The sequence below is a fragment of the Skermanella sp. genome, from assembly GCF_059503625.1.
Window position 1 is genome coordinate 2,914 of record NZ_JCACHA010000652.1, and the last position, 11,044, is coordinate 13,957.

General features: G+C 64.2%; 12 protein-coding genes. 1 reads left to right on the plus strand and 11 read right to left on the minus strand.

Features of this window, described 5'->3' with window-relative positions:
* The 7 genes from AC5JJ6_RS20100 to AC5JJ6_RS20130 form a co-directional block, all read right to left on the minus strand.
* Positions 1–1,340 (minus strand): ABC transporter substrate-binding protein (locus tag AC5JJ6_RS20100; RefSeq protein ID WP_496043759.1); only part of this gene is annotated, 1,340 nt, incomplete at its 3' end.
* Between the two features lie 185 nt (positions 1,341–1,525).
* Positions 1,526–1,915: a hypothetical protein gene (locus AC5JJ6_RS20105; protein ID WP_496043760.1), complete on the minus strand. Its 390-nt coding sequence runs from the start codon at positions 1,913–1,915 to the stop codon at positions 1,526–1,528.
* 72 nt (positions 1,916–1,987) lie between these two features.
* A complete protein-coding gene (locus tag AC5JJ6_RS20110) occupies positions 1,988–2,284 on the minus strand; it encodes a hypothetical protein (protein ID WP_496043761.1) in 297 nt (98 codons plus the stop codon).
* Positions 2,281–3,210: a sugar kinase gene (locus AC5JJ6_RS20115; protein ID WP_496043762.1), complete on the minus strand. Its 930-nt coding sequence runs from the start codon at positions 3,208–3,210 to the stop codon at positions 2,281–2,283. Before AC5JJ6_RS20115 ends, AC5JJ6_RS20110 begins: the two co-directional genes overlap by 4 nt.
* A 168-nt stretch (positions 3,211–3,378) precedes the next feature.
* Positions 3,379–4,416, minus strand: a complete 1,038-nt coding sequence (locus tag AC5JJ6_RS20120) for an MBL fold metallo-hydrolase (protein WP_496043763.1) — start codon at positions 4,414–4,416, stop codon at positions 3,379–3,381.
* Positions 4,417–4,548: 132 nt separating this feature from the next.
* Positions 4,549–5,016, minus strand: coding sequence for a YbjN domain-containing protein (locus AC5JJ6_RS20125; protein ID WP_496043764.1), 468 nt, complete (start codon positions 5,014–5,016; stop codon positions 4,549–4,551).
* 171 nt (positions 5,017–5,187) lie between these two features.
* Positions 5,188–5,859: a LuxR C-terminal-related transcriptional regulator gene (locus tag AC5JJ6_RS20130; protein WP_496043765.1), complete on the minus strand. Its 672-nt coding sequence runs from the start codon at positions 5,857–5,859 to the stop codon at positions 5,188–5,190.
* A 358-nt stretch (positions 5,860–6,217) separates the two neighbouring features.
* Between AC5JJ6_RS20130 and AC5JJ6_RS20135 the strand changes: the two genes are divergently transcribed.
* On the plus strand, positions 6,218–6,880 hold the full coding sequence (locus AC5JJ6_RS20135; protein ID WP_496043766.1) for a LuxR C-terminal-related transcriptional regulator: 663 nt from the start codon (positions 6,218–6,220) through the stop codon (positions 6,878–6,880).
* A 106-nt stretch (positions 6,881–6,986) separates the two neighbouring features.
* On the opposite strand, the gene AC5JJ6_RS20140 is transcribed toward AC5JJ6_RS20135, so the two are convergent.
* The 4 genes from AC5JJ6_RS20140 to AC5JJ6_RS20155 form a co-directional block, all read right to left on the minus strand.
* The gene (locus AC5JJ6_RS20140; RefSeq protein ID WP_496043767.1) at positions 6,987–9,041 is read right to left on the minus strand and encodes a PHA/PHB synthase family protein; all 2,055 of its coding nucleotides are present in this window, start codon (positions 9,039–9,041) and stop codon (positions 6,987–6,989) included.
* 87 nt (positions 9,042–9,128) lie between these two features.
* A complete protein-coding gene (locus AC5JJ6_RS20145; protein WP_496043768.1) occupies positions 9,129–9,302 on the minus strand; it encodes a hypothetical protein in 174 nt (57 codons plus the stop codon).
* A 153-nt stretch (positions 9,303–9,455) separates the two neighbouring features.
* Positions 9,456–10,601, minus strand: coding sequence for an alpha/beta fold hydrolase (locus AC5JJ6_RS20150; RefSeq protein ID WP_496043769.1), 1,146 nt, complete (start codon positions 10,599–10,601; stop codon positions 9,456–9,458).
* 125 nt (positions 10,602–10,726) lie between these two features.
* The coding region (locus AC5JJ6_RS20155; RefSeq protein ID WP_496043770.1) for a hypothetical protein at positions 10,727–11,044 on the minus strand (318 nt) is incomplete at its 5' end.

Sequence of the window (11,044 nt, forward strand, 5' to 3'; positions counted from 1 at the left end):
AAGCCGGTGAACGGGTCCTGGATGAAGTAGGTGAAGTTGATCGCGTTGGCGCCCTTGACCTGATCCGACTTGGCGCCGGCCCGCCACAGGTTGACCATCGTGTTCCATTCGACCACCTCGAACTCGACCTTGATGCCGACCTCGCCCAGCGTCTGCTGGATGTACTCGTTCATGGGCAGCGGCTGCATCTGGCCCGACCCGCTGGCCGAGATCAGCACCTTGACGGTGACCGGCTTGTCCGGCCCGTAGCCGGCCTCCGCCAGCAGCTCCTTCGCCTTTTCCGGATCGTAGGTGATGTCGAACTGCGGCTTGCCGAACCACTGGCTCGACGGCAGCACATGGCCCTTGGCCGGCACCATCATGCCGCCCAGCAGCTCGCTCAAGCCGTCGCGGTCGACCGCAAGGTTGGCGGCCTTCCGGACCCGGATGTCGTTCCAGGGCGAACCCTCGACCCGGCTCAGATGCCATGTCCAGTTATGCGGATAGCCGTTCGACGTGATCTGGAAGCCGGCCTGCTTCAGGCTCGGGATCGCATCGGGAGCCGGGGCCTCGATCCAATCGACCTGACCGGAACGCAGCGCCGAAGTCCGGGTCGCGGCCTCCGGGATGGGGACCAGCACCAGCTTGTCCAGCTTCGGCACGCGGGTCTTGTCCCAGTATTCCTTGAACGGCGCCATCTCGGCCCGCTCGCGCGCGGTCCAGGACACCAGCTTCCACGGCCCCGTGCCGGAAGGTTGGAGCGCGAACTTGTTCCAGTCCTTGCCGACCGCTTCCCAATGCGCCGGGCTGGAGATCAGTATCCAGGCGAGCTGATAGGGCAGGAAGGCGTCGGGGTCCTTGGTGGTGACTTCCAGCGTGTAGTCGTCGATCGCCTTGTACGAGGCCACCGCCGGGATGCGGCTGCGGCCCTGCGCCGCCTGCTTGGGATCGTATTGCGGCGACTTGTCGTTCAGCAGCTTGTCGAGGTTCCAGACCACGGCCGACGCCTTGAACTCCGACCCGTCATGGAACTTGGCGCCCTGGCGCAGCTTGAAGACCCACTTGGTCTTGTCGGCGTCGTCGACCTTCCATTCCGTCGCCAGACCGGGAACCAGGTCCGACGCCTTGTCCGCCGACGTCAGGTCCCAGTTCACCAGCGCGTCATAGACGGTATAGCCCATGAACCGCTGGCCCTCGCCGCCCTGGTCGGTCTGGCCCGTCGTCAGCGGAATATCCGCCAGCGTCATGCCGATCCGGAGAGTACCTTGGGCACTGGCGATACCCGGCGCCATCAGCGCCGCCGATACCGATAGCGATATCGATGCCGCAGCCATCAGCCGCTGGATCTTCTTGATATGCAACTCTGCCTCCGCCCGTTCCTGTCAGGTTTGGCGGAAGACGTCTTCAAGATCGGTGCCAGCGGCGGGTTGAGACCGGATGTCCTTGATCGCTCAAGGATTGGGCAGGCGCATCATCCCCAAGACGGATCGTTTCTGCTCAAGAATACGGCACTATGCTGGAGGTGCCCAAACGACTGGCAGGGCGCTTACGCGATCTCCAGCACAGCCCGGCCGACGGTCGGGAACTCCGCCGCGATCCGGCACGGACCTTCGACGAAGATCGTTCCGGTGCAGGACCCGGTCGTGATCAGGTCGCCGGCCTTGATGCCTCCCAGGCTGCGCGCACCCGTATTGGCAAGCCAGACCAGCATCCGCAAGGGATCGCCCGCCGAGTTTCCTCCGACCGTCTCCGATACCGGCTCGCCCTCGATCGAGAGCAGCACCGGCTCGTTGACCGGATCGACGTCCCGCCAGTCGGGCCGGCCGCTGCCAACGACCAGCGCGCCATGGTTCATCTGATCGGCGACCTGGGCGAGCCGGTCGACCGAATTCCAGGCCGCGAAGCGGGTGTCGACGATCTCGATCGCGGCATGCACCGATCCGACGGCATCGAAGACTTCATCCTCCCCATAGGGCTGCTGCCGGGCGATCAGCGTCTTCGTGAAGCGTTAGACGAGTTCCGCTTCGACCCCGATCACGTTGAAGCGCGAAGCCGGTATGCGGGTGGCGCCGTCGAATACCGTATCCGCCGTCAAGGCCGCCCGGAACGGTTCCGCCTCGGGAGTGGTGGCGCCCACCTTCCACCCGGCCCGCGTCCCGAGCTTGCGGACCAGAATGTCATGGATCGCATAGGCGTCGTCCCAGGTGACGGGATTGGCCGGAGCCGGCAGGCTGGTCAGCCTGACACCTTTCCGGCGCGCGTCCAGCAGCAGATCCGCGGCGATGGACACGTCGCGAGGCGTCATACCAGCCCCTCCCGCTTCAGGACGTCGGATGGCATCGCGGAACGTGGGATGATGGCGCCCCTGTATCCGACGACGGCGCCCGCCAGCCGATGACCGGCGCGCGCCGCGTCGATAGGGTTGGCTCCCGAAAGCCGGGCGGTCAGGTAAGCGGCGGCGAAGCTGTCGCCGGCGGCGGTCGTGTCCACGACCCTTTCGACCGGCTTCGCTTCCACGAGTTCGTCCGCCCCGTCGACCATGACCCGGCAGGCCGGCTCGGCGAGCTTCAGCACGACCTCGGCAGGCCTTCTTCCTTCCAGGAACGTCTCCGTTCCACCCTCGCCGAACAGCAGGTCGAGATCCTCGGTGGAGGCAAGGGCTATGTCCGAACGGCTCAGGATATCCCGGTATGCCTGCCGCGCCACGTCGCGGTCAGGCCAGCCGCGCGTCCTGAAATTGGTGTCGAAGGCGATCCGCACCCCGGCGGCCCGTGCCTTGTCCAGCGCATCGGACAGCACCGCGCGGCCCTTGTCGCCATAGAGCGACAGCGTGATGCCGGACAGGTAAAGCAGCGAGTAATCCCGCGCCAGCGCCTCGATCAGGGCCGGCGTCTTTTCCAGGGCGAACAGGTCGCGCGCGGCGGCGCTGTCGCGCCAGTACTGGAAGCGGCGTTCGCCGCCGGCATCGGTCTGGATCACGTAGAGTCCGGGCAGGCGGCCCGGCAGCCGCAGCACCTTGGACGTTCCGATGCCCTCAGCCTTCCACGCGGCCAGCATCTCTTCGCTCCAGCCGTCGTCGCCCAGCGCCGTGACGTAATCGACCGGGGTGCCGAGCCGCGCCATGTACAGCGCCGTGTTCAGCGTATCGCCGCCGTAGCTTCGCGTCAGGCTGCCGTCGGCGTGCTCCGACAGCTCGATCATGCATTCGCCGATGCAGGCGACCCGAACCATTCTTATCTCCGTCCCTATCATCGATGCCCGGGTTGTTTCCGCCGGTCCATTCCCATAGCGTGCGAAGCATACACTGGCAAAACGTCCGCCCGGACTGTTTTTCACCGCGCTGTTTTTCTCGGCGCTGTTTTTCTCCGGGCTACGGGGCGGTCACGTTTTGCAACAGGTTTATGCTTTGCGAAACAGCAGGACACCATCCGCGTCGGTGGTGCGGGTCAGAAGACCGCGGCGGAAAAGATGGTTCAGGTGAGCCAGCGCCTCGCCGACCGCGAAGACGAGCTGATGCGGGTCGAGTTCGCGCCGGAACATGATCCGCGTCACTTGCGCGATGGATCGCGGCGCTTCGCAGGCGGCCAGCGTTTCCGACAGGCGTTCCCTGTGGTGCGCCGCCAATCCGTCCAGCCGCGCATGCAGGCCTCGGAACGGCGTATCGTGGGACGGCAGGATCAGCGTGCCGTCCGGCACGATGCGAAGCCGCTCCAGCGTTTGCAGGAAATCGGTCAGCGGATCGGCCTCCGGTTCGGAGGGCCAGACGCTGATGTTGGGGCTGATGCGCGGCAGCACCTGATCGCCGGCGATCAGGATACCGGCGGACTGGCTGTAAAGGCTGACATGCTCGGGAGAATGGCCGCCGCCGATGATGACCCGCCATTCGTTGCCGCCTATCGCGATCCCGTCGCCTTCCCTCAGCCTGCGCAGCACCGGCGGCAGGGAGTCCACTCCGCGGGCGTAGGCGTTCCCACGTTCCGCCAGCACGCCGAGCGACGCATCGTCCAGCCCGGCCCGCCGGTAGAAGGCAAGGCCGTTGCGGACCATGGTTTCCGGGTTCTCCTGGCTGAGCGCGCGGCCGAGCAGCCATTCCGTCAGGCTGGCGCAGAACTCGGCATCCCAGCGCTCGACCAGCCAAGCGGCAAGGCCGATATGGTCCGGGTGGAAGTGGGTCGCAACGACCCGGACGATGGGTTTGCCGCCTAGCGCCGAGGCGAAGACCTGCTCCCAATAGTCCCTGGTCCTGTTGCTGCCGATACCGGTATCGACGACGGTCCAGCCCGCATCATCCTGCAGCAGCCAGATATTGATATGGTTCAGCGCGAAGGGCAGGGGCATCCGCACCCACAGGATACCGGGAGCCACGGTAACCGTTCGGCCTGCTTCCGGCAGGTCGCCGCTGTCGGCCGGTCGAGGATGCGGGTCGTGTCGGTCCATATGACGGGACTCTTGCAATGGTTTCGCAGGGGAACCATTCACAGGAACCCGTCAGGGTTATACAGGCTTACTCCCTGAACACGTCAAGGTCTGTCAGAACAAGTTAACCGTCGGTGCAGCCAACTATCCGCGTCAGCCGTAGCGGCGCACGCGCTCCAGCTGATCGACCGCTTCGATCGGTGTCTGTCCGCCGGCGGCAACCGCGAAGAAGCTCGACAGGTCGCCGTCCACGATGGACACGTGGCGCTCGATGGCCAGACGCGGCCCGGCCGTGCCGGCCGAGGCGGGAACGTCGTGGCGGCTGCGGTAGCGGATGCGGCCCGCAGCGTCCGGTGCCTCGAAATGCCCTTCCTCCGCCGCGTCGTTCAGCCGGGTCACCAGTTCGGTGATCGCCTGGCGCCGGCCATGCGAGATCGTCAGGGGCAGCGTCGAGCAGATCGACAGGACGCTGTCGTCCTGTTCGAGCGCGATCGCCACAGGCCAGTTGCCGTTGCGGCCCATCGCCTGAAAATTGAGGACTTCCTGCCCGTCCGGCTGCTTGGACAGACATACGTGACGCTTTCCAGAATCCTGGCGCAAATACCCCAGAAGTCGATCCATGCCGCCCGATCCCCCAACGGTTACCCGTGAGTGGGACGTCCTGCATCGAAAGAAAACAGAACGTCCCGTCACATTCATCCATATGGTGAGACCAAGCCCTTCGCACATGCAACGTCTTCGAAGGTGAAGTCTGCTTTTGGGTGTCCGTACTGGTAAGACCAGCCTTTTACTCTACGCGGAAAGTCTGGGGGAAATACCATGTTGTATTGCCCAGACGGCGGCCTGGGTGCGATTCTGAGCACGGATCTTTCGCATGACGTTCTTGAAGTGCATCTTAACGGTCGACTCGGTGATGTTAAGATTGCGTGCGATAGCTTTGTTGGACTGGCCGCCCAGCAGACAGCGCAGGATTTCGATCTCCCGCTTGGACAGTTCGTTGCCAAGGGAGGGCAGCGTCGCCGAATGCGCCGGTGCCGTTTCCTCGATCCCGCTGCTGATCAGGAGGTCGGCGATGCTGCGGGGAAAAACCGCCTCGCCGAGCATGACGAGATGCAGAGACCGCTGAAGGGCCTCGCAGGACATCGTCTTGTTGAGGCATCCGTCGGCACCGGCTTGAAGCGCGCCGCTCATGATCTGCGACGTCAGTTCAGACGCCAGGACGACGATGCGCGACACCGTTGTCGATGCACGAAGCTGCTTGAGAAGCGCCATCTCGTCCGCATTGCCGCTTTGCAGGTTCAGCAGGATCAGGTCGGGATGGCTGCCCTGCCGGACAGCTACGGTCGCATCTGCGAGCGATGTATACTCCGCCGAGATTTTGAATGATGTCGTGCTGAGCAAAGCTCCCAGCGCGGCGCAGAAAAGTCGATCGCTGTCGACCAACATTACATCGCAGTTAGTCATCGCATGGCTCCCAGTTGAGCGGTATCATCCGCATCATTTAGCTTTTTATTGAATTCTTTGCGATTTCACATCGAAAGAGGTAGCTGGGTGACTTGACAATAAAAACTTACATGAAATCGATGTTCCGATGCTATAGGATACTTACAAGACCAAGCACACGTTCCTAAGCTGACAGCCATCAGGGGCAACCAAAAAGAGAGATTTTGGAGTTGGCGGGCTTAGAAGCTAAAGAATTCTTGCGAGGGGGATCCGATCCGTGGAGAGCAATCAAAGACTAGCCTGTTGGGAAGTCGCTGGACCCTTGCTTTTTGTTTCAAAAGCAACCAGTTTTCTCCAATGGCAGATGCGATAGCGCCAGATGACCAGTAACTCATTGAAAGTCCTGATCGTCGACGATCACGCGCTCGTCTTGCACGGCTTTGCTCTTTCCGTGCTTGAGCTTTTCCCAACCGCCGAAGTGTTCGAAGCGAACTCGCTTGAGGGAGCATTGGCCACGGTCCGGAGGAACCCGGATCTCTCTTTGGTTCTATTCGATCTCCATTTGGACAGTGACGATGGACTGACCGGAGTCCGCCGGATGATCGAGGCCTTGGACGGAGTGCCGCTGATCGTCATATCGGCATCCGACGAAAGTGCCGACGTGATCGACAGCGTCCGTGCCGGTGCGAAGGGCTATATCTTGAAATCGGGATCGTCTGCCCTGCTGGAGCACGCGATTTCGCTCGTCCTGTCCGGAGAAACCTACGTCCCGCTGCCCCGGACCGTCCTGGTCAGCGCCATCGCGGCAGAACCGGAACGGCCGACCAATCATATGCTGGACAGGTTGACCGATCGTCAGCGCGACGTCTTCCAGCTACTGCTCGCCGGGCATTCCAACAAGGAGATCGCGCGCTCTCTCGGCGTGCTGGAAGGCACGGTCAAGGTTCATGTTCGCGCTATCATGCAGAAATTGGGAGTGAAGAACCGCACCCAGGTCGCGGTTGCGGCGGCAAGGGCAGGCTGCTTCCCGGAAGAAGTCTGAAGATAGCCGACTGGGCTCCGGCGGCAGAAGTCCGATGCCGCCGGAGCCCAGTCGGACAGCCCCATCGGACTGCCCGGTCGGCCCCGTCAGACGTCCCGGTCAGACGTTACTTCTCCAGGACATAAGTTCCCGGTGCGTTGCACACCACGGGATACTTGTCGCTCCCCAGCGCCGGGGCCGGCACCATATCGCCCGCATGCGCGTTCAGCCACCTGACCCAGTCGGGCCACCAGCTTCCGGGCTGCTTGTCGGCACCCTCCAGCCAAGCTTCCGGAGACGTCACGTCGCGCGCGCCCTCGCGGACGCTGTATCCGCCCTTCTTGCCGGCCGGATGGTTGATGATCCCGGCGATGTGGCCGCTCGATGCCATGACGAAGCGGACATTGCCGCCGGTCAGCTGGGTGATCTTCCAGGCCGCGTTCCAGGGGACGATATGGTCCTTTTCGGCACCTACCGCGTAGATGTCCACCTTCACGTTGCCAAGGTCGATCGGCACGCCGCAAAGCTGGATCTTGCCGGGCTTGATCAGGTTGTTTTCGACATAGGTGTTGCGCAGGTACCAGCTATGGGCCGCCCGCGCCATGCGGGTGCCGTCGCTGTTCCAGTAGAGCAGATCGAAGGCCGGCGGCTTGCCGCCCAGCAGGTAGTTGTTGACCACGTTGCTCCAGATCAGGTCGTTGGAGCGCAGCAGGTTGAACATGTTCGCCATCTCGCGGCTGTCGAGATAGCCCCGCTCCATCATCTGCTGCTCGATGAAGTCGATCTGCGGTTCGTCCATGAAGAAGGCGCTGTCGCCGACCCTGCTGAAGTCCTGCATCGACACCATGAATGTCGCCGATCCGAACCGGGTATCGCCCTTCGCCGCCAGATATGACAGCGTCATCGCCAGCAGCGATCCGCCGATGCAGTACCCGACCGGATTGACGCTGTCGCTGCCGGTGATGTCGCGCACGGCGTCGGCGGCGGCCAGCGGGCCGAGGTTCATGTAGTCCTCGAAGGTGATGTCCTCCATCGAGGCATCGGGGTTCTTCCAGCTCACCATGAACACCGTGAAGCCCTGGTCGACGAGGTACTTCACCATGCTGTTCTTGGGCTGCATGTCCAGGATGTAGAACTTGTTGATCCACGGCGGCATGATCAGGATCGGCACCTGACGGACCTGCTCGGTCGACGGCGCGTACTGGATCAGTTCGATCAGGCGGTTGCGCAGGACCACCTTGCCCGGCGTCACCGCCAGATTGCGCCCCGGCTCGAAGGCGGTCGCGTCGACCATGCTCAGCCGGCCTTCGCGCAGGTCGTGAAGCAGGTTGCGTGCGCCATCGGCCAGACTGGCGCCACCGGTCTCGACGGCGCGCCGCAACGCTACCGGGTTGGACATCAGCAGCAGGCTCGGGCTCATCGCATCGACGAACTGGCGCAGGTGGAAGGTGATGCGCTCGCGCTCCTGCGGGTCCATGTCTTCGTCCTCCATGCCCTGCCTCAGCAGGAAATCGGAGGCCAGCAGATACATCTCCTTCAGGGTCTTGTAGACAGGGTTGCCGTTCCACTCCGGAGCGTCGAACCGCTTGTCGCCGCCGGTGCCGGTTTCCGGCGCCGTGCCGGTGGTCAGGCCCCACCAGCGGGCGCCGGCGGAGTTCCAGGTCTCCATCGCCGACGACCAGATCTGCATGTTGAGCTCTGCCGAACGCGTGAAGGCCTTGGCCGGGTCGCGGAGCGACCGCAGCCAGACGATCCGGAGCGCGCGGACCGCCTCCGCCCAGTCGACCGGGATCACTTCGCGCAGCGGGTTGGCGTTCCACATGCGGTCGATCGACGCCAGCATGGGATCGGCGGCGACGAAGCGCTGGAACTGTTCCACCCCGGTCGCCAGCAGCGATCCCGATACGGCGTCGGCGCTCGCCACCCACCACGGCTGTTCCGTGCTGCCGACAGGGGCGAAGCCCCCCATGTTCTGCTTCATCCAGGACATCCACAGACCAAGCGCCGCCTCCGGAGTGGGTATTCCCATGCCGGCCTGGCCGTCGGCCGGCGGCTGGGTCTCCGATGCGGGCCGCTCTTCCGGAGCCCCGGCTGTGGCGCCGCCGCTGGGGGCGGCTTCCTCGGCGCGCTTGCCGGCGGATGGCCGGCGGCGGCGGGTGTCTTCACCCTTGATGGTGGCCATTGCGGTATTCCCCCCTTGTGGTGCCGGACTGGCCGGCGTCGGCTTGTTGAGGCGTAGCTTTGCAGTAGTGCTGTCTTTTTATGACCGCTATCGCCCGGACGGCTTGCCCTTGCCGCGTCCCGCCTGCTCCCGGGACGGAGCCTCCCCGGCGATCGGCTTCTGCGGCAGGACGCCTGGGCTTGTCTCCGTCGACGGAGTTTCGGGCGTATCCGTGTCGTTGGCGAAGTTCGGTTCGTCCTTGTCGGTGGAGGAAGCGCTCATTCCCCTGTCTCCTTCATGCGGTGCTCGGCAATCCGATGATGAAACATCTGATAAGGGCGATCCTCACCGGACAGATTTATCATGACCGCGCGTTCGACGGCAGGGGTATGGCGTGGGTGCGGCATTCCGGCATTCTCCCGTCCCCAGCAGCGGTCAGCCGGCGCCGGCGATACCCTTCTGCCAGCCGATCACTTCCGGCCATACGGCATGATGGGCGGTGCGTCCGATCAAGGGTCCGACGTGCTGGAGCGACACCCCGACGTCGCCGCCATAGGTGAGCGTCCGCTTGTTGGCTGCCGGCGATGCCTCGATCACCGGCAGCATCGACGCCGGTGGGATGATCTGGCTGTCGTTGCCCAGGATCGCCAGCAAGGGTGACGCAAGGCCTGCCGGGGACGCCGTCCTGCCGTTGATCTCCAAGGTGCCGCGGGCGAACCTGTCTTCCCGGTAAAGCTGCTCGATCAGTTCCTCGAACAGTCTTCCGGGAAGCGGAAACTCGTCCAGCGTCCAGCGCTCCACCGCAAGATGGGTCTGGAACGCCCGCGGATCGGCGAGACTGGCGATCATGTCCATCCGGCGGTCCCAGTTGAACTCGCGCGGGGAGGCCTTCGCCGAAACCATGTTCAGGAAGGTGCCGGGGATATTGCCGAAAAGCTCGCGCAAGGCCGCCGCGTGCGGTGCGCCCGCCACGACCGGCGCAAAGACGCCGCTGTCCGGACCGAAGTGCAGGGGCGCCTCGACCACGACCAGGCCGCGGATACGGTCTGCGTGCACGCTGCTGAATATGGTCGCCAGGGTACCGCCCAGCGAATGTCCGGCGATGAAGATGCGGTCGCCGTCGCCCGCAGCCGCGATGGCGTCGGCGCACCGCAGGATCAGGCGGTCGGCATAATCGGCGAGCCCGAGCGGCGATCCGGCCCGGCCCTTGCCGCCGGCCTTGCCGCCGTCTTCGCCGTCCGGTTCGACGGGCTCGATCCACTCCGTCATATAGACGCGGAAGCCCGCCTCCAGGTAGCGGCGGACGACGCTGACATGGGGGAGCAGGTCCCAGATGTAGCCGCGCTTGATCGGTGCGGGGACGATCAGGAGGGTAGGGCCGCCGGGAGCGGATTGCTCCCCATAGAGCCGGAGCCGCACGTCCGGCTCGTCCAGAACCGTCCTGAACGGCGTTTCCTGCCGCCCAAGCCCCATGCTGTCCATGGCATTGCCGCGCCAGCGCCGCACGGCGTCGAACCTGCGCAATGCGTCGGCCCAGAAGGCCGCACCGTCGGAGGAAGGGCCTTCCCTGTCGTCCGCCATTCCTGTCTCTCCAATTTGCCCGGAACCGGCGCCGGTACTTTCCCGGTCCGGTTCGCTGGACAGGCTTGTATCACAGGTACGGCGCCGATGGGCAATCGTCGGCCCCGGCGGCCTGTCCTCAGGCTTCATCCGATCCGCGGCCGTATGTCCCGCGTCGCGTTCAGGATGTCCATGGTCACCAGGTCGTCCACCCGGGGGACCTTCTTCGGGAACTGGCCGAGCCGGGCGAACAGTTCTATCTGGTCCGCCCAGACATCCTTGTCCATGATGCCCCAGCCGCCCTTTCTCGTGACGCCGTTGAAGGCATAGGACAGCATCACGTCGAGCGCGGACCGTTCGTCCTCCGCATTCAGATGGGGGAACTCGGCAACCAGCAAGTCCAGCGCCTTCTCACGATTGTTGAAGGCGAACTCCCAACCCCTGCTCGTTGCCCGGACGAAGCG

What these genes read in the sequence shown, in the direction of transcription:
- AC5JJ6_RS20150 (WP_496043769.1), bottom strand. Translation starts at nt 10,601, where the DNA reads ATGGCGGACGACAGGGAAGGCCCTTCCTCCGACGGTGCGGCCTTCTGG.
- AC5JJ6_RS20120 (WP_496043763.1), bottom strand. Translation starts at nt 4,416, where the DNA reads ATGGACCGACACGACCCGCATCCTCGACCGGCCGACAGCGGCGACCTG.
- AC5JJ6_RS20110 (WP_496043761.1), bottom strand. Translation starts at nt 2,284, where the DNA reads ATGACGCCTCGCGACGTGTCCATCGCCGCGGATCTGCTGCTGGACGCG.
- AC5JJ6_RS20130 (WP_496043765.1), bottom strand. Translation starts at nt 5,859, where the DNA reads ATGACTAACTGCGATGTAATGTTGGTCGACAGCGATCGACTTTTCTGC.
- AC5JJ6_RS20135 (WP_496043766.1), top strand. Translation starts at nt 6,218, where the DNA reads ATGACCAGTAACTCATTGAAAGTCCTGATCGTCGACGATCACGCGCTC.
- AC5JJ6_RS20125 (WP_496043764.1), bottom strand. Translation starts at nt 5,016, where the DNA reads ATGGATCGACTTCTGGGGTATTTGCGCCAGGATTCTGGAAAGCGTCAC.
- AC5JJ6_RS20140 (WP_496043767.1), bottom strand. Translation starts at nt 9,041, where the DNA reads ATGGCCACCATCAAGGGTGAAGACACCCGCCGCCGCCGGCCATCCGCC.
- AC5JJ6_RS20145 (WP_496043768.1), bottom strand. Translation starts at nt 9,302, where the DNA reads ATGAGCGCTTCCTCCACCGACAAGGACGAACCGAACTTCGCCAACGAC.
- AC5JJ6_RS20115 (WP_496043762.1), bottom strand. Translation starts at nt 3,210, where the DNA reads ATGGTTCGGGTCGCCTGCATCGGCGAATGCATGATCGAGCTGTCGGAG.